This is a genomic window from Campylobacter concisus, assembly GCF_902460535.1.
Classification (GTDB): domain Bacteria; phylum Campylobacterota; class Campylobacteria; order Campylobacterales; family Campylobacteraceae; genus Campylobacter_A; species Campylobacter_A concisus_AS.
Genome location: NZ_CABPTV010000008.1, coordinates 78,316 through 94,511, shown reverse-complemented (window position 1 = coordinate 94,511; position 16,196 = coordinate 78,316). Strand labels below are relative to the sequence as shown.

The following is a 16,196-nucleotide window of genomic DNA, read 5'->3' as shown; positions in this document are numbered from 1 at the left end:
TAGTTGCTTAAATTATAATTTTAAAATATATAAAAAAGAAAATACTATCTTGTAAATCTTTTCTATCCAAATTTTTAGCATAAATTTTTTGTCAAATTTATAGTGATTTAAAGCGCTGGCTAAATATCTTTTTATACAAATTTCGTTAAAATCGCCTCAAAATTTAAAGGAAATTTATGAAACAAACCATCACCGAGAAAATATTTTCAGATCACGTTGGCAAAGAGGTAAGCGCAGGAGAAATCATCGAGAGCAAGATCGATATGATCATAGGTAACGACATCACGACACCTATTTCGATCAAGCAGTTTGAGCGAAGTGGCGCTAAAAAGCTAGCCAACCCAGACGGCTTTGCCATCGTGATGGACCACTACATCCCGACAAAGGACATCCTAAGCGCAAATCAAGCCAAAATTTCACGCGAATTTGCCTACAAACACGACCTTAAAAACTATTTTGACGAAAAAGATATGGGTATCGAGCATGCGCTTTTGCCTGAAAAAGGGCTAGTCATCCCAGGCGACGTTATCATCGGCGCAGATAGTCACACCTGTACGCACGGCGCTCTTGGAGCCTTTAGCACCGGCATGGGTAGTACCGACCTAGCTTATGCGATGATCACTGGCAAAAACTGGTTTAAAGTGCCTGAGAGTATCAAGGTCGTCTTTAAGGGCAAGCTTGATAAGCACGTCTATGGCAAGGATCTCATCCTCGAGATCATCCGCCAAATAGGCGTTGATGGCGCACTTTACAAGGCGCTTGAGTTTAGCGGCGAGGTGATAGACACTCTTAGCATGGATGATAGATTTTCAATGTGCAACATGGCGATCGAAGCTGGCACAAAGAGCGGTATCATCGCGGTTGATGAGATCACAAAAGAGTTTTTAAAAGATAAAAATTTACGTGATAAACCAAAATTTTTCTACTCAGACGAGGGCGCAAAATACGACAAACTTTTAGAGATCGATGTCACGAAACTTGATCCAGTCATCGCATATCCATTTTTGCCAAGCAACGGCAAGAGCGTAAGACAGGCGGTTAGCGACGATCTAGCTATCGATCAGGCATTTATCGGCTCATGCACAAATGGCCGTCTAAGCGACCTTCGTATCGCAGCGCAGATTCTAAAAGGCAAAAAAGTAGCTCGAAAAACAAGGCTCATCATCACTCCAGCGACGCAAAAGATCGCAAGAGCTGCTGAAAAAGAGGGGCTTATCGACATTTTCATCGAAGCAGGAGCGGTTGTGAGCAACCCAACTTGTGGTGCTTGTCTTGGCGGATATATGGGCATTTTAGGTGCAAATGAGCGCTGTATCTCAACGACAAATAGAAATTTCGTCGGTCGTATGGGCGATAGAACGAGTGAAATTTATCTGGCTAACTCGGCAGTTGTGGCGGCGAGCGCGATAGCAGGTAAAATCGCCGATCCAAGGGACTTATAGGCGTTAGCTTTTAAGGCAAAAGATTGTTATATAAGAAAAGTTTAAATTATTTTGCAAATTTACAAGAAAATTGATTTCCAAGATCGCAAGCTTTTTTGTTAAGTTCTTTTGCCTTTGACTTATCTTTTTCTATACCTAAACCTTTGTAGTACAATGAGGCTAGACGACCACAACCATATCCGTCTTCATCGTCACAAGCTTTTTGATACAATTCAAATGCTTTTGCATAGTTTTGTTCTCTAAAGAACATCTCTCCAAGACCAGCACAACCATTTGCATTACCACCGTCACAAGCTTTTTGATAAAGCTCCTTTGCTTTTTTAGCACTTTCAAATAGACTAAGAATTTTTAGATCACCTTTTGCGTATAAAAATGCTAGCTGATTGCAAGCCCATGCTCTATTTTGTCCGCATTCTTTATTAAGAATTTTCTCAGCCTTTTCATAGTCTTTATTTTTTAACGCAGCTTGAACTATATCATATTCATTAGCAAAACAAAAGCATGATGCAAACAACATCACAGAAAAAATCTTTTTCATCTTTGGTCCTTTAACTTATCTTCAATATTAGTTATAACTCTAAATTCAACCCTTTGTGAGTTTAAATAATTTTCTTTTAGCCCGCTTTTTGAGGTTAAATTTGAATTATCGTCAAGCGTTTTAGCCGATGCAAAACCTATAGCCCTAAAATGTTCCTTTAGAAAATTCCTTTTTTTTGAATGTCTTAATATGTACTCTAAAACAGACTGTGCTCTCTTGGAGGACAAAGCCATATTTTTAATATACGCATCATCTTCACTAACATCATTCCAAACTGAGCTTGTATGACCTTCTATGCGTATTTCATCTATATTACTTATAATATTTTTGTCTGTTATTATTTTATGTATCTTGGGAAAAAGTTATCTAAAATTTTTTCAAAATCTTTAGATAGATCAGCTTCGCCAGTTTTAAAAAGAATTTCTGGCCTATTAAATCTAATAGTTAAATCATCTCCAATGACCGCATTAAATTTCGATAAATCATCCTTAAATTCTTCTTTTAACATAGCTGTTAATTTTAATCTTAGGTCTTTATAATTTTTTGGTATAGCCTGGCTTTTGTCAAGTTTTTCTTTTAAATTTATAATATTTGAGTTTTCATTTACTTTCAACATATATAAAGAAAACAACAACAAAAATACAAGCATTAAAGCTGTCATTATGTCACTTAATGCTATCCAGTAACTATTCTTTCCAGTTTTTTTAAAGAGACCCATTTTATTTTTCGCTAATTTTTTTAAGCAACAATATGATTTCTTCTTGATTTTTTATAAGCTCAGCTATATCAAACTCTTCATTCTTATTTTCTTTATTCATAGCGCCAAAAAAGAAAATCTCAATTAGTTTTAAAAATATGGATCCAAAAATAGCAAAGATAGATATACTAAAAGCTGTTTTTATACCATTTATAAGCTTAGGAATACTATTTTCGACATCATTAGCATCAAAGTCAATTAAACCCAAAAATATGCCTAAAAAGGTAAAGCCTATACCTATGGTGATTAAAATATCTGAACTTTGACTATGTAGTCTTTTACTTTTTATCAAATTTGTTAAAAAAAAGATAAAAAAACAAGAATGATACCAACGCCGATAACAATATGAGTATTTGAGAATAGAGAATAAATAAAATTGCCCAAGATAAAGTCCTATGTTTTTGTTCCACATTTTAACACTGACATACTTAAACGATTTATAAATTTATTCTTTAAAACGCTGTTATAGTTGCTAAAAGTCCAAAGATTATACCTGGCAAGTTTGCAGCAGAAAGCGGATAGTCTTTTTTAGCTTTTAGCAAGCCGTAACTTGTCCAGATCGTGCAGTTTATCGCAGCCGCTAAGGGCTGGATAAAAGGCGTTTTATGGCCATCGAGGTTGCCCATTATTTGTGGGATGTATGAAAAGTACATAACAACCGATAAGCACGTGCCTATCCAACCTAAAATTTGTAAATTTCTTTCACTCATGTGATCTCCTTTAAAAGTAAGCCGTTATTTTCTAGCTTTATGATTAGCGTGGTAAAAAAATTAATTTTATCTGCTAAAAAGTAGCCCATTGTTTTGGCAAAAGCGCTCTTTTTTTGCAAATTTAAGGGCAAAGCTTTGCTAAGTGATAATAAATTTAAAACAAGATGAGTTAGAAAATTTGGTTATACTTTTGTAATTTTTTGAAATTTAAAAGGATAAAAGATGCAAACTTGCGTCATTTTAGCAGGTGGCAAGAGCTCGCGCATGGGTCAGGATAAGACCTTGTTGCCATTTGGGGGATTTGAAACACTCACGCACTATCAGGTTGCTAAATTTAGCAAAGTCTTTGATGAGGTTTTTGTAAGCTCTAAATTTGAGAAATTTAACCCGCCACTAAAGCTCATAAAAGATGAGAGCAGTGAGGATTATTCGCCGATGTTAGCGCTTTACTGCGTGCTAAAAAGCTTTGATCATAGCGTCTTTATCATCCCAGCTGATATGCCATTTTTTGACCCAAAAAGTCTTGGCGAGCTGGCTAAATTTAAAGATGAATTTGAGATGGTTGTGGCTGGCGATGATGAGCATATACACTCGCTTTGTGGCTTTTTTAGCCCAAGCTTAGCCCCACTTGCACATGAGCTTTATCTAAAAAATGAGCACAAAATCGGGCTTTTACGAAAAAACTGCAAGTGCAAGATAGTAAATTTTGAGGACAAAGAGCAGTTTTTTAACGTAAATTTCCCAGACGAGTACAAAATAGCAAATGAAAAGATGAAAAATGAGTAAATTTACATTGCTTTTAAGCCTTAGCCTTACATTTTTGATGGCAGGCAGGACGGATGACTTTAAAAGGGCGCAGGAGCTTGAGCAAAGTGGCGATATAAGGGCTGCGATGCAAATTTATAAAGAGCTAGCCAAAAGCTCTTTAGGCGAGCAAGAAGCGGTGCAAAATGCGCAAGCAAGCGAGCCAGCACCAAATGATGCGAAGCTAAAGCAGGCTGATCTTTTAAGGGATAAAAACGATAAAAATTTACAAAACGCACTTGGCATCGAGCTTTATAAATTTAACTACCTTTTGCCAGTAACTTACGCTAAAACTGTCCCAGATGATGGGCGAAAGAGCGTTGAGACAAAGTTTCAAATAAGCCTTGCAAAGCCGCTTTTTTACGATGTTTTTGGTCTTAGAGAGAGCCTTGTGGCAGCATATACGCAAACCTCTTGGTGGCAGATAACAAAAACTTCAGCGCCGTTTCGTGAGACAAACTATCAGCCTGAAATTTTCTTAAATTTCGCCTCTCCAAAATACCTAGAGCAAATAGGCGTGAAAAACCTAAAATTTGGACTCTTGCATGAGTCAAACGGACGAGATGGCACCAACTCAAGGAGCTGGAACAGAGCCTATGTGCAAAGTGACTTTGTCTATGGAAATTTAACCATCTCGCCAAGAGTTTGGAGCGTGATCGGCGAAAAGAACGACAATAAAGAAATTTTAAACTACATCGGACACGGAGATCTAAGGCTTAGTTACAAGCTAAATGACCAAATTTTTAGCCTAATGCTAAGAAATAACTTACATTTTGATAAAACAAATAAAGGTGCGGCAGAGCTTTCATATATGTTTCCGATATTTTCAAGCGGCGTTTATGGCTATTTGCAGTATTTTACAGGATATGGTGAGAGTTTGATTGACTATGATAGGCACACTGACAAGGTTGGTCTTGGCTTTGTTATTTTAAAATAGCCTTAAAAATTTAATCTTATAAAGTGGCTAAATTTGGGCAGATGAAGTAAATTTTAGATAAATAACGAAAAAAATTTAACTAATAGAAAAACTTAAAAATATTAGAAAAAATATAAGCAAATTTTGCTAAAATCACTAGCAAAATCTCACAATAAAGGAGTTTTCATGAGCGGTATAGCTTTGATTGTCTGTTTTGCTATAGCAATCATCCTTATGATCGTTATGATCTCAAAGTTCAAGGTGCATCCATTTTTGGCACTTATGAGTATATCTTTGGTGCTAGCAATAGTCGCAGGTATCGATCTATCCAAGATCCCAGCGATGATAGGCGTTGGTTTTAGTGGCACATTTAAGAGCATCGGCATCGTCATCATCTTTGGAACGATCATCGGTACAGTGCTTGAAAAAACGGGAGCTGCGCTAAAGCTAGCTGACATGGTCGTAAAGCTAGTCGGACAAAGACGCCCTGAGCTTGCCATGCTTATAATGGGCTGGGTTGTAGGCATCCCTGTATTTTGCGATAGCGGTTTTGTCGTATTAAATTCTATCCGCGAGGCACTTTATAAGAAAATTTCAGCAAGCCCAGTTGCTATGTCAGTAGCACTTAGCGGCGGTCTATACGCTTCTCACGTTTTCATCCCACCAACTCCTGGCCCGATAGCTGCTGCTGGCACACTTGGCCTTGGAGGGAATTTACTTCTTGTCATCATCATGGGTGCGGTAGTTTCAGTGCCTGTTTTGGTAGCTGTCTATTTCTTTTCAAAAAGTATCGCTAAAAGCGTAACTATCAGCGATAAAGAGGCTGACGCTACTATCACAGCGAGCTACGAGGAGCTTTTAAATAAATTTGGCAAATTACCTAGCGGATTTTTGAGCCTTGCTCCTATCATCATGCCTATCATTTTCATGGCGGTTGGCTCTGTGGTTGATGTTTTAGCAAAACAAGGCATGCTTGATAAAGCTGCGCTCTTGCCAAAGATATTTTTATTCTTAGGTAACCCTATCATTGCGCTTGCTATCGGCGTGATCTTTTGCGTATTTTTACTAGCTGAAGCTAAAAAGATGAGAGAATTTGACCATATAATAAACGAATCATTAAAGATCGCAGGTCCTATACTCTTTATCACCGCAGCTGGTGGCGTTTTGGGCAACGTCATCACCGAGGCTGGCTTTGTAAATTTCATAAGAGAAAATGCCTCAACTATAAAAGCGATAGGAATTTTCTTCCCATTTATCATCTCAGCTGTGTTAAAAACAGCTCAAGGAAGCTCGACTGTGGCTATCATCACGACAGCCTCTATCATGGGCGCATTTAGCGCTGACAACTCGCTCATGCACACACTTGGCTTTACAAGTGAAATTTCAGCTGCTCTTTGTGTCATGGCGATAGCATCTGGTGCGATGTGTGTATCTCACGCAAACGACAGCTACTTCTGGGTCGTGACAAACTTTAGTAAGATGACGGCAGATCAAGGATATCGCACACAAACAGCGATGACATTTATCATGGGCGTTGTTGGAATGATCAGCGTTTATATACTATCTTTGGTGCTTTTATGAGAATTTTGGTTGCGATTGATTCATTAAAAGGCTCGCTAAGCTCGCTTGAAGCGGGCCTTGCTATAAAAGAAGCCCTTGAAGACTTTTGCGACGTCGTCGTAAAGCCTGTTGCTGACGGCGGTGAGGGCAGTGTAGAGGCTATGGCTGATGCACTTGATGCTAAATTTATAGATACCATCGTCAAAAACCCACTTGGCACTGAAATTTTAGCTAGATATGCCCTAAAAGATGACCTTGCCATACTTGAGATGTCAAGCGCTTCTGGGCTTACTCTTATAAATCCTGATGAGAGAAATCCTATGAAAACTAGCACATTTGGCTTTGGCCAGATGATAAAAGATGCCATTAGTAAGGGTGCTAGGAAATTTATCATAGGTATTGGCGGAAGTGCGACAAATGATGCTGGCATAGGTATGCTAAGTGTTCTTGGGTTTAAATTTTATGATAAAAATGGCTCTTTACTTGAGGGCAAAGGTGAAGATCTAGCTCAAATTTGCGAATTTTCAGATGAGGGAGCGCTAAAAGAGCTAAAAGAGTGCGAATTTTTAATCGCCTGTGACGTGGATAATCCACTCTACGGACAAAAGGGAGCAGCCTACGTCTATGCACCACAAAAGGGCGCAAATGGTCGTATGGTAAAACAGCTTGATGACGGGCTAAAGCACTTTGCGGGGCTTGTAAAAGAGAAAAATGGCACTAAATTTCACACGCAAAAAGGCGCTGGAGCAGCTGGCGGACTTGGCTTTGCTTTTGTTGCATTTTTGGGCGCAAAGCTTAGGCCTGGTATCGAGATCATCACGCAGACAATAGCGCTTGAAGATGAGATCAAAAAGGCCGATCTTGTCATCACTGGCGAGGGTCGTATGGACTTTCAAAGCACCATGGGCAAGACCCCAACAGGCGTGGCAAAGCTAGCTAAGAGGCATCATAAGTCAGTCATCGCGCTTGCTGGAAGCGTGCAAAGGTGCGCCAAAGACTGCCATAAACACGGCATCGATGCGTATTTTTGCATACTAAATGAGCCAATGAGCCTTGAAGAAGCTATGCGAAAAGATAATGCCATTAGAAATTTAAAGATGACCGCCGAGCAAGTCATCCGCCTTTATATGCTAAACCGCAAAGCATAAATTAAAAAAGATAGAAGCTAAATTTCTATCTTTTTCTCTCTAAATTTAACTCCAAATTTTACTAACAAAGTGCTACAAAAATTCTCAAAATTTAATACATTTTGTAAAAGTAAAACCACTTAGAAGAAATGGCGAATTTAGCCTAAATGACTGGCTGGTTGGTACTTGCGCTAGACAAGCACTTCCTGCAAAGATAAGAAAGATAGGCTAGTTTGATGTAAATTTGGCGAGTAGAGAAAAATTTGCTTGCCAAATTTCATTTTCGTGAGAGCTTTTTGTCCGTTTGGCGTAAATTTATATGCAAAGTAAGTTTTTTAGGCCACTTGCAAGCTAAAAATTCTCACATATCTATAGAGTTTCATAGTTAAATTTGATGTTTTAAATTTATATGGGTTAAATTTAGTATAGCTAGTTTGCTCTATTATTGAGCGCTCTAGTTCGCTAGATCCTCAGCCACTTTGGCGGTGAGTTTTAGCTTGTCACTATCGAAGTGTGTGTAAATTATCGAGGTGTTTAGGCTGGCATGCCCAAGGGCTTCTTGCGCTAGTGTCAAGCTTTTTTGGTTACGACAAAGAGAAATTTAAAAATAGTAGGCTTAAATTTAAATATAAAATCTATAAAAGCTTAAGCACATATCCATTTTCGGCGGCTTCAAGCTTATATTTATGCATCTTATCAAGCTCTAAAACCACTCTGAAATACTTGTCATGCCAGCCGATTATGACGTTTTTAAAAGTATCGTTTTCAAGCTTTAAATTTCTAGTCTTAAAGCTTCTTGGAGGTTTTGCAAAGTCAAGCACGATCTTGTTTTTCTCGTAAGCAAAGTGCTTTAAATTTTTAGCTTTTGTGATGATATTTAGCTCTTTTTCATGTGCTAAAAAGCTCACAAATCCTAAGAATTTAACCTCTTTTTCACTGCTTTTTATCTCTTGAACAGGCTTTGAGGCTGGCTCGATCTTTACTTCGACTACCTTTTGTTCAGGCTTAGTAGGCTCTTTTACTTTTTTTGTGCCAAGGTCGATCACCACGACGTTTGGAGTTGGTACATCTGAGGTTTTATTTCTATCTTTATTTGAAATTTTAGTCTCATTTTTTTCTATTATCACTGGCGTGCTAACCTTTTGAGCTGGCATATCGGCCATCGTGACTGAGACGTCTAGTTTTTTAGCTGCGACTGGCTCTGGAGTCTTCATCTTCATAAGTGCAAATTCATCGTTCCAGTCGATAGTTTTGTTTATATCGGTTAGTCTTTTTTCTTTTATGCTGCCGTCATTTGCTCTATATCTTATGGTGACATCAAGCAGAAGCATCGCATCGCTTGGAAATTTAAACGAGAGCGAGTTGAAGCTGTCATATTTTTCTACGACATTTGTCGTCATAACGCTTGTGTTTAGCTCGCTAATAGGCATAAATGGGTTTTCTCTAGCACATAAGCTCGCTGTAAATATAGATAAAACTAACCAAATTTTCTTCATCGTTCCTACTTTTTATTAGAGTCTGGCTCAAGGCCTTGTAGTTCAAAATAATCTTTTTGCAGACGTGCATTCATTTTTTTTAAAATTTCCACATCTTCGCTAAGCCTCTCTTTTTTGCTCTGAAGGCTTAGCATCACGTCAAGTGAGCGTTTGCCAAACATCATGTTGCCCACGTAAAAGGCAAACATAGCCACGCAAATGGTGGCTATGACGTAGTGTAATGTCGGCCGAACAAATTTTATGATTTTATGAAATATGCCATCTTCTTTGCCATATTCATCTAAAATTTCGCTCAAATATTATCCCCTAAAAACTCACCCGCCTCAAGCTCAATCTCAAGCAAGCGGTTGTATTTCGCGTTGCGCTCGCTTCTTGAAGTAGCACCCGTCTTTATCTCGCCAGTGTTTAGTGCGACTGCAAAGTCAGCGATAAACGCATCTTCGCTCTCGCCGCTTCTGTGGCTCATTATGCAGCGGTAGCCGTTTCTTTGAGCAAGGCGGACAGTCTGCATAGTTTGCGTGACTGAGCCTATTTGATTTGGCTTGATTAGGATCGCATTTGCGATATTTTTCTCAATGCCTTCTCGTAAAATTTTCTCATTTGTAACAAAAAGGTCGTCGCCAACTAGCTGCACCTTGCTACCAAGCCTTTTTGTAAGCTCAGCCCAGCCGCTCCAGTCATCCTCGCTAAGGCCATCTTCGATAGAGAATATCGGGTATTTTTCACAAAGTTTTTCGTAGTAGCTAATGAGCTCGTCGCTGCTAAATTTCTTGCCTTCAAGCTCGTATTTGCCGTCTTTATAAAGCTCGCTTGAAGCGACGTCAAGGGCAAGTTTTATCTGGCTGCCTAGCTCATATCCAGCCTCTTTTACAGCTTGTGAGATGAGCTTTAGTGGCTCTTCGTTGTCTTTTAAATTTGGAGCAAAGCCGCCTTCATCGCCGACAGCCGTGCTGTGACCAGCTGCGTTTAGGATAGATTTTAGCTTGTGGTAAATTTCAGTTGCAGCTCTTAGTGCCTCGCTAAATGTGCTAAAGCCAAATGGCATGATCATAAATTCTTGAAAATCAACGCTGTTGTTTGCGTGCGCGCCGCCATTTATGATGTTAAACATCGGCACTGGCAAGATGCTAGCGTTTGCACCGCCAAGGTAGCGATAAAGCGGGATATTTAGGCTCTTTGCGGCTGCGCGAGCTACCGCCATAGATACGCCAAGGACTGCGTTTGCGCCTAAATTTGAGTAGTTGTGCGTGCCATCAAGCTCAAGCATCTCCGCATCGACTGCTTTTTGGTTGTAGGCATCAAGTCCTATCACTGCTTCTGCGATCTTTTCATTTACGTTTGAAACAGCCTTTAAAACGCCTTTGCCAGCATATCTCTCGTCTTTGTCGCGAAGCTCGAGCGCCTCGCGCTTACCAGTGCTTGCGCCGCTTGGTACGATCGCGCTTGCCTCAGTTCCGTCGCTTAGTCTAACTGTCGCACGAACTGTTGGGTTGCCTCTGCTGTCTAAAACCTCGTGAGCTTCTACATCTTCAATAAATACCATTATTCATCTCCTACTTCGTTTGTGTCGTCGTCTTCGTCTTTTGCGCCGCTGCTTATTAGGTGGTCTATACCCATTGAGCCTTTTATCGCCGCTACTATCTCATCAGAAATTTCTGGGTGCTCTTTTAGGTAGGCTTTGGCGTTTTCTCTGCCTTGACCTAGTTTTTCGGCCTTGTAGCTAAACCACGCGCCTGATTTGTCGATGATGTCGAGCTTTACGCCATAGTCGATTATCTCGCCCTCTTTGCTCACACCCTCGCCAAACATGATGTCAAATTCAGCCACTTTAAATGGAGGCGCGACCTTGTTTTTAACGACTTTTGCTTTTGTGCGGTTGCCGATAGGCTCGTCGTTTTGTTTAAGTGTGGCTATCTTTCTTACATCAATCCTTACAGACGAGTAAAATTTAAGCGCATTACCGCCAGTTGTAGTCTCTGGCGTGCCATATCCCATCATGCCGATCTTCATACGAATTTGGTTGATGAAGATAACAGTTGTCTTCATCTTGCTTAAAATTCCAGTTAGCTTTCTAAGCGCCTGACTCATTAGTCTTGCTTGCAGGCCAACGTGCTGATCGCCCATATCGCCGTCTATCTCGCTCTTTGGTGTAAGAGCAGCGACGCTATCAACTACGATAAGATCGATCGCACCGCTTCTTGCAAGCGTCTCAACGATCTCAAGTGCCTGCTCGCCAAAGTCTGGCTGAGAGACGTAGAGGTTGTCGGTATTTACGCCTAAATTTGAAGCGTATTTTACGTCTAGTGCGTGCTCTGCATCGACAAATGCACAAATTCCACCAGCTTTTTGCGCTTCAGCGATGATGTGAAGTGTGAGCGTGGTCTTACCAGAGCTCTCTGGTCCGTATATCTCGATGATCCTGCCTTTTGGAACGCCGCCTATGCCAAGAGCCAGATCAAGCCCTAGCGAGCCAGTCGGTATCGACTCGATAGCCTCAACCTCTTTGTCGCCAAGTCTTAAAAGCGTGCCTTTGCCAAAAGCTTTATCGATCTGCTTTAGTGCAAGCTCAAGCGCCTTTTTCTTGTCCGCTTCGCTCTCTGGGATAGCTATCTTTTTGTCACTATCTTTTTCTTTTGCCATTTTTTACCTTATAGTTGAAATTTGGCTTGATTTTATCTAAAAAGAGATGAATTTTACTTGATTTACTCGCAAATTATAATATTTTCGCCAAGCAGTGCAGCGCTATCAATAAGAGCAAAAAGCTGCTCTTTTTCAAACAAAAATCCATAAATTTGATCTTCGTTTTTTAGTATCGCAAGCTTAAGCGGCTCTATAAGCGAGCTTGCGCAAAGGTTTAAAAAAGCTTCATCGATACTGTTTTGTGAAATTTGGGGTTTGATTTTGAAATTTTCATCTTTTATAAAAGAGATAAATTCCTCTTGCGAGGTAGATTTATTAAATTTAAAAATTAATTTTTCTTTTAAGGCCTCAGCCAAAATTTCATCAAATTTAACTAGGTCGATGTGATCTTTTACACCTAAAATTTTGGCAAAATTTAGCAAGTTTTTATCATAATCAGCCACATTTTTCTCATGCTCGCTTTGTGCCTTTTTAGCCCTATAAATGGCGTAAAATCCGATAGCTATAAACAAAAGTGAAAGGGTAAAAACTTCGCTTAAAAACTCACTCATCATCATCCTTATAAAATGCAAACTTCAGTCTTAAGCTCTACGCCAAATTTCTCTAAAACTCTAGCTCTAGCCAAATTTATAAGGCTAGTGGCGTCCTCAAAGCTTGCGTGGTTAAAATTTATCAAAAAATTTGCGTGCTCTTCGCTAAATTTCGCTCCGCCGATAGCGTATCCCTTTAGTCCAACTGCCTCCAGCAACGCCCCTGCAAAGTGCCCTTCAGGATTTACAAAGCAGCTGCCAAAGCTAGCGCCTTTTGGTTGATTTGCTCTTTTTGCGCTTATGGCTTCAGATATGCTCGCGTCAAAGCCGCTTTGAAGCTTAAATTTAGCCCCCAAAATGGCCTCATCTATGCCGCTATGGCGGTATCTAAAGTTTATCTCATCTTTGCTCACCCAGCCACGAACCAGACGCACATGCGTGAGGTTGTCACTTATGCTAAATTTAAGTAGTCCAGCGTTCATTTTTATAAGTCCGCCAAGCGTGCCAGGGATATTTTTTAAAAACTCAAGGTTTGCGATGTTATTTTGCTTGCAGAAGTTATAAATTTTAGCTGATTTTGTCGCAGCACCTATTTCAAGGCAAATTTTTTCATCACAAATTTCTAAATTTATATAGTCAAAGCTCTTGCCAAGCATCGCCATTTTTGGGGGATTTGGCGAGATAAGAAGGTTGTTGCCCCCGCCTATCATCACAGCGCCTAAAAAGTGAGGCGAGCTTAGATCTTCAAGGCTATCAACCTCGAAAATTTCATGCACGCCGCCTATCCTAACCGAGGTAAATTTAGAAAAATCAACAAGCCTCGTCACTGGATAAATTCCGGTATAAAATCAAGCATGCGAGTGGTAAATTCAACCATCATCGAGATCATCCAAGGCATCAAAAATATGATGACAACGACAACTAGCAAAATTTTTGGCACGAAGCTTAGCGTGGTTTCGTTTATCTGCGTGGTCGCTTGAAAAATGGAGATGATAAGACCTGCTATTAAGCCGCTTAGCAGCATCGGAAGGCTGATGTAAAGGGCGATCTTAAAGGTTTCAACTCCAAGTGAGACAAGCGTACTTTGCATCAGCTAAACCTTGCTTCGTTGTATTCAGTTGGGATTAGGTAGTCGTTTACGTCGATAGCTTTTTCAAAAAAGCCTTTGTCGTAGCCTATTTGATAGAGCTTATTTAGCGCTTTTAGCTGAGTTTCGTTCATGCTGATGGACTCGTCATTTGCATATAAATTTAGATACGCTTTAAGCTCGTCTTTGCCAACTCTTATTAAATTTCGCTCCATTAGCATGTGAGATAAAAATGGCTTGTGCGAAGTGGCGATCCTAACGGCCTCGCTAAGCACTCTCTCACACTCGATGGCGTCAGTTATCGGCAGACTTCGTCTAAGCGCCATGCCACCAAGTGGTAGCGGTAAATTTTCGCCGTTTAGCTCGCTCCAAATGTCCCAAATTTCACGCTCGACGCAGAGCTTGTCTGAGAAATTTAAGATACTTTCATGTATGAGCACGCCAGCATCGACTTCGCCGCTAAACACGGCATTTTCGATCTCTAAGAAATTTTTATAAACGATCCTTGCCTCTGGGTAGGCTATGCGAAAGAGCAGGGCGTTTGTCGTGTTTTTGCCAGATAACGCGACCTTGAAATTTCGCTTTAGCTGCTTATCTTTTAGCTTGATAAGCTTTGGACCATATCCGTTGCCAAAGCTCACGGCACAGCGCAAAAGCGCAAATTCATCGCAAATTTTAGGATAGAGAGCAAAGCTGATCGCTGTGGCCTCATAAGTGCCTTTTAGTGCCTCTTCGTTTAGCGTTTCTATATCAAGCGCCTTTGATGTGAAGGCTAAATTTTTACTGCCAACCCAGCCAAATTTGACCGCGGCATACATGAAAATATCGTCAGCATCCGGCGAGTGAGCGACGTTTATGGTTTTTAGATTGTGCAAAGATGATCCTTTTTTTGATTACGCCATTTTAATGAAATTTATTTAAAATAAAGTTTTAAGGGCGGTTTTGAAACGATTTTACCAGCTTTGCCTCTTTGAAATTTAGCACGTATTTCACGTCTATGGCGTCTTTGGCACCTTTTCTTCGAGCTTGGAGCGTCGAGTAAAATGGATGCTTAAGTTCAAGCATCTTAAGTAGTTTTTGATCGCTATCTTCTTTTTTTATATTTTCAACGATTATTGTCGTTATAAATTTGCCCTCAAACTCGTAAAATGGCCAGACAATCACGCCTGCATCGCTTGTTTTAAAGTCCGTAATTTTAGACTTTTTAGGGATATTTAGCATGGAGATGATCTTTTTGCATGAGCTCTCTAAGTTTTGCACGGAGATCACCTTTACAAGCAGGTCTTTTTTGATCCCGATGCCATTTTGACTAAAGCGATAAACTCCGTCCTCAAGGATACCAACTTTTTCAAAGGCGTTAGCGTAGTTTGCGGCGGTGCAAGCGGTCAGTAAAAGCGAGAGAATCGTTAAAATTTTTATAAATTTCATCTTCTCTCCTAAAATTTAACTCTCTTTAGCCTATCTGAAGCGAAATTTTTTCTGCCAAATTTAGCCTCACTTTTGCCGTTTAGCTCGACTAGATCGCCTGTAAAGCCACAAATGTCATTTTTAACAAGATAGCTTCCCACACCGTAAATATCAACTGGGGTGTTAAATTTCTCAAATTCGCTCATTTTTTGCGGATTAAAACCTGAGCTAACGACGATCTTAACGTGCTTAAAGCCAACTTTATCAAGCGCCTCTCTTAGGGCAAATATAAGCTCCTTGCAAACGCCGTGTGGGTCAAATTTACTCGTATCTTTGCCTTCAAAATACTTATCAATCAAATTTTTACTAGTATCCACTCTAACTGCGCCAAGCCTATCTTTTAGGGCATTTGCAGCCTTTAAGGCGTCTGTTATCACGTCGTTGTTGTAATCAACCAAGGCCGTGATCTGCTCGTTTTCAAAGGTTCTAGCGTAAATTTGGCAAGCCTTCACCACGTCTCCGCCGCACATTTGAATGAGCGCGTGAGGCATGGTGCCACCACCTTTTAGCCCTGTAAGCTCGCCCTGAGCGTCTGTGGCGACCTTTTTTATACCGCCGATAAATGAAGCATATCCGTCGCCTGGCTGCGTGCAGATGTCATCTTGCCTGTCTGCCATGCTAAAGACGTCCTTACCATTTGCCGCTCTTATCACGTCTCTGGAGCTTGTCGCCACACAGCTTCTTCTAGTAAGCGTCGCGTCGATCACGTTTTCTAAAAAGCCGAAATTTTCATACTTGCCGCTTATCTTTAAAACTGGCTCGTTTGCGTTTATGATATCGCCGTCATCAAGTGCGTAAATTTCAAGCTCGCTTGGATTTTTGGCAAATTTATTGATGATAGCTAAAACCTCGTCGATACCGCAAAGCACGATATCATCACGCCTTTGGAAAAACTGCATTGTTACGTGCTGATCTGGCAGGTTTTGCTTAATTATCTCATTTACTTTTAGAAAGTATTTCGCCGTAAAGTATCCCTCGCCAATCCTAGGATCTAGCCTAAAAGTCTTATCTGTTAGCCTCTCTATCTTGCCTTGCATCTTTAGCTCAAGTTCGTTCATGTCTATCCTTTTGTTTTTGCGAGATTATACCATTTTAGCGAAATTTGGCGCAGGTAAAAGGGCT

20 protein-coding genes and 1 pseudogene are annotated in these 16,196 nt (G+C 40.2%); 5 read left to right on the top strand and 16 right to left on the bottom strand.

Annotation, left to right across the window (positions count from 1 at the left end; all coding sequences use genetic code 11):
• Positions 1-176: 176 nt before the first annotated feature.
• Positions 177-1,442, top strand: a complete 1,266-nt coding sequence (leuC, locus tag FZ945_RS07735; protein ID WP_148803699.1) for a 3-isopropylmalate dehydratase large subunit — start codon at positions 177-179, stop codon at positions 1,440-1,442.
• Positions 1,443-1,488: 46 nt separating this feature from the next.
• Here leuC and FZ945_RS07730 read toward each other — a convergent pair whose 3' ends face one another.
• The 5 genes from FZ945_RS07730 to FZ945_RS07715 form a co-directional block, all read right to left on the bottom strand.
• Entirely contained in the window at positions 1,489-1,980 is a 492-nt protein-coding gene (locus FZ945_RS07730) for a tetratricopeptide repeat protein (RefSeq protein WP_148803698.1), read from the bottom strand.
• Positions 1,977-2,276 (bottom strand): OmpA family protein, encoded by a 300-nt coding sequence (locus FZ945_RS10350; protein WP_262367201.1) that lies wholly within the window; start codon positions 2,274-2,276, stop codon positions 1,977-1,979. The genes FZ945_RS07730 and FZ945_RS10350 overlap by 4 nt, the downstream gene beginning before the upstream one ends.
• A 41-nt stretch (positions 2,277-2,317) precedes the next feature.
• On the bottom strand, positions 2,318-2,593 hold the full coding sequence (locus FZ945_RS10345) for a hypothetical protein (protein WP_262367196.1): 276 nt from the start codon (positions 2,591-2,593) through the stop codon (positions 2,318-2,320).
• A gap of 106 nt (positions 2,594-2,699) precedes the next feature.
• Positions 2,700-3,029, bottom strand: a complete 330-nt coding sequence (locus FZ945_RS07720; protein ID WP_222862618.1) for a hypothetical protein — start codon at positions 3,027-3,029, stop codon at positions 2,700-2,702.
• A gap of 160 nt (positions 3,030-3,189) precedes the next feature.
• A complete protein-coding gene (locus FZ945_RS07715) occupies positions 3,190-3,447 on the bottom strand; it encodes a SemiSWEET family transporter (protein ID WP_087583541.1) in 258 nt (85 codons plus the stop codon).
• A 222-nt stretch (positions 3,448-3,669) separates the two neighbouring features.
• Between FZ945_RS07715 and FZ945_RS07710 the strand changes: the two genes are divergently transcribed.
• From FZ945_RS07710 to FZ945_RS07695, 4 genes are all read left to right on the top strand, one after another.
• Positions 3,670-4,233: a molybdenum cofactor guanylyltransferase gene (locus FZ945_RS07710; RefSeq protein WP_103606693.1), complete on the top strand. Its 564-nt coding sequence runs from the start codon at positions 3,670-3,672 to the stop codon at positions 4,231-4,233.
• Positions 4,226-5,188: a phospholipase A gene (locus FZ945_RS07705; protein ID WP_148803694.1), complete on the top strand. Its 963-nt coding sequence runs from the start codon at positions 4,226-4,228 to the stop codon at positions 5,186-5,188. Before FZ945_RS07710 ends, FZ945_RS07705 begins: the two co-directional genes overlap by 8 nt.
• A 165-nt stretch (positions 5,189-5,353) precedes the next feature.
• A complete protein-coding gene (locus tag FZ945_RS07700) occupies positions 5,354-6,748 on the top strand; it encodes a GntP family permease (protein WP_148803692.1) in 1,395 nt (464 codons plus the stop codon).
• A complete protein-coding gene (locus FZ945_RS07695) occupies positions 6,745-7,875 on the top strand; it encodes a glycerate kinase family protein (RefSeq protein ID WP_148803690.1) in 1,131 nt (376 codons plus the stop codon). Before FZ945_RS07700 ends, FZ945_RS07695 begins: the two co-directional genes overlap by 4 nt.
• Before the next feature lie 433 nt (positions 7,876-8,308).
• Here the strand turns inward: FZ945_RS07695 and FZ945_RS10050 are convergent.
• The 11 genes and pseudogenes from FZ945_RS10050 to FZ945_RS07640 form a co-directional block, all read right to left on the bottom strand.
• Positions 8,309-8,449 (bottom strand): annotated as a pseudogene (locus FZ945_RS10050) (integrase); the annotation flags it as partial.
• A 40-nt stretch (positions 8,450-8,489) separates the two neighbouring features.
• On the bottom strand, positions 8,490-9,350 hold the full coding sequence (locus FZ945_RS07685) for an AMIN domain-containing protein (protein WP_148803687.1): 861 nt from the start codon (positions 9,348-9,350) through the stop codon (positions 8,490-8,492).
• Between the two features lie 5 nt (positions 9,351-9,355).
• Positions 9,356-9,538: a hypothetical protein gene (locus FZ945_RS10475; RefSeq protein ID WP_178140078.1), complete on the bottom strand. Its 183-nt coding sequence runs from the start codon at positions 9,536-9,538 to the stop codon at positions 9,356-9,358.
• 104 nt (positions 9,539-9,642) lie between these two features.
• Entirely contained in the window at positions 9,643-10,893 is a 1,251-nt protein-coding gene (gene eno, locus FZ945_RS07675; protein ID WP_002940828.1) for a phosphopyruvate hydratase, read from the bottom strand.
• Entirely contained in the window at positions 10,893-11,990 is a 1,098-nt protein-coding gene (recA, locus tag FZ945_RS07670) for a recombinase RecA (RefSeq protein WP_084109639.1), read from the bottom strand. The genes eno and recA overlap by 1 nt, the downstream gene beginning before the upstream one ends.
• Before the next feature lie 62 nt (positions 11,991-12,052).
• The gene (locus FZ945_RS07665; protein ID WP_107848082.1) at positions 12,053-12,541 is read right to left on the bottom strand and encodes an addiction module antitoxin; all 489 of its coding nucleotides are present in this window, start codon (positions 12,539-12,541) and stop codon (positions 12,053-12,055) included.
• A gap of 8 nt (positions 12,542-12,549) precedes the next feature.
• Positions 12,550-13,347, bottom strand: coding sequence for a UDP-N-acetylmuramate dehydrogenase (locus tag FZ945_RS07660; protein ID WP_148803685.1), 798 nt, complete (start codon positions 13,345-13,347; stop codon positions 12,550-12,552).
• Complete coding sequence (fliQ, locus tag FZ945_RS07655; protein WP_223154231.1) at positions 13,344-13,613, bottom strand: flagellar biosynthesis protein FliQ; 270 nt, start codon at positions 13,611-13,613, stop codon at positions 13,344-13,346. Before fliQ ends, FZ945_RS07660 begins: the two co-directional genes overlap by 4 nt.
• The gene (locus FZ945_RS07650) at positions 13,610-14,425 is read right to left on the bottom strand and encodes a menaquinone biosynthesis family protein (RefSeq protein WP_410369049.1); all 816 of its coding nucleotides are present in this window, start codon (positions 14,423-14,425) and stop codon (positions 13,610-13,612) included. The genes fliQ and FZ945_RS07650 overlap by 4 nt, the downstream gene beginning before the upstream one ends.
• Positions 14,426-14,537: 112 nt before the next feature.
• Entirely contained in the window at positions 14,538-15,035 is a 498-nt protein-coding gene (locus FZ945_RS07645; RefSeq protein WP_148803681.1) for a chemotaxis protein, read from the bottom strand.
• Positions 15,036-15,043: 8 nt separating this feature from the next.
• A complete protein-coding gene (locus tag FZ945_RS07640; protein ID WP_148803679.1) occupies positions 15,044-16,132 on the bottom strand; it encodes a nicotinate phosphoribosyltransferase in 1,089 nt (362 codons plus the stop codon).
• Positions 16,133-16,196 lie beyond the last annotated feature (64 nt).

Coding starts and splice junctions, on each gene's coding strand:
- leuC (WP_148803699.1), top strand. CDS start 177: ATGAAACAAACCATCACCGAGAAAATATTTTCAGATCACGTTGGCAAA.
- FZ945_RS07730 (WP_148803698.1), bottom strand. CDS start 1,980: ATGAAAAAGATTTTTTCTGTGATGTTGTTTGCATCATGCTTTTGTTTT.
- FZ945_RS07715 (WP_087583541.1), bottom strand. CDS start 3,447: ATGAGTGAAAGAAATTTACAAATTTTAGGTTGGATAGGCACGTGCTTA.
- FZ945_RS07710 (WP_103606693.1), top strand. CDS start 3,670: ATGCAAACTTGCGTCATTTTAGCAGGTGGCAAGAGCTCGCGCATGGGT.
- FZ945_RS07705 (WP_148803694.1), top strand. CDS start 4,226: ATGAGTAAATTTACATTGCTTTTAAGCCTTAGCCTTACATTTTTGATG.
- FZ945_RS07700 (WP_148803692.1), top strand. CDS start 5,354: ATGAGCGGTATAGCTTTGATTGTCTGTTTTGCTATAGCAATCATCCTT.
- FZ945_RS07695 (WP_148803690.1), top strand. CDS start 6,745: ATGAGAATTTTGGTTGCGATTGATTCATTAAAAGGCTCGCTAAGCTCG.
- FZ945_RS07685 (WP_148803687.1), bottom strand. CDS start 9,350: ATGAAGAAAATTTGGTTAGTTTTATCTATATTTACAGCGAGCTTATGT.
- FZ945_RS10475 (WP_178140078.1), bottom strand. CDS start 9,538: ATGTTTGCCTTTTACGTGGGCAACATGATGTTTGGCAAACGCTCACTT.
- eno (WP_002940828.1), bottom strand. CDS start 10,893: ATGGTATTTATTGAAGATGTAGAAGCTCACGAGGTTTTAGACAGCAGA.
- recA (WP_084109639.1), bottom strand. CDS start 11,990: ATGGCAAAAGAAAAAGATAGTGACAAAAAGATAGCTATCCCAGAGAGC.
- FZ945_RS07665 (WP_107848082.1), bottom strand. CDS start 12,541: ATGAGTGAGTTTTTAAGCGAAGTTTTTACCCTTTCACTTTTGTTTATA.
- FZ945_RS07650 (WP_410369049.1), bottom strand. CDS start 14,425: ATGTATGCCGCGGTCAAATTTGGCTGGGTTGGCAGTAAAAATTTAGCC.
- FZ945_RS07645 (WP_148803681.1), bottom strand. CDS start 15,035: ATGAAATTTATAAAAATTTTAACGATTCTCTCGCTTTTACTGACCGCT.
- FZ945_RS07640 (WP_148803679.1), bottom strand. CDS start 16,132: ATGAACGAACTTGAGCTAAAGATGCAAGGCAAGATAGAGAGGCTAACA.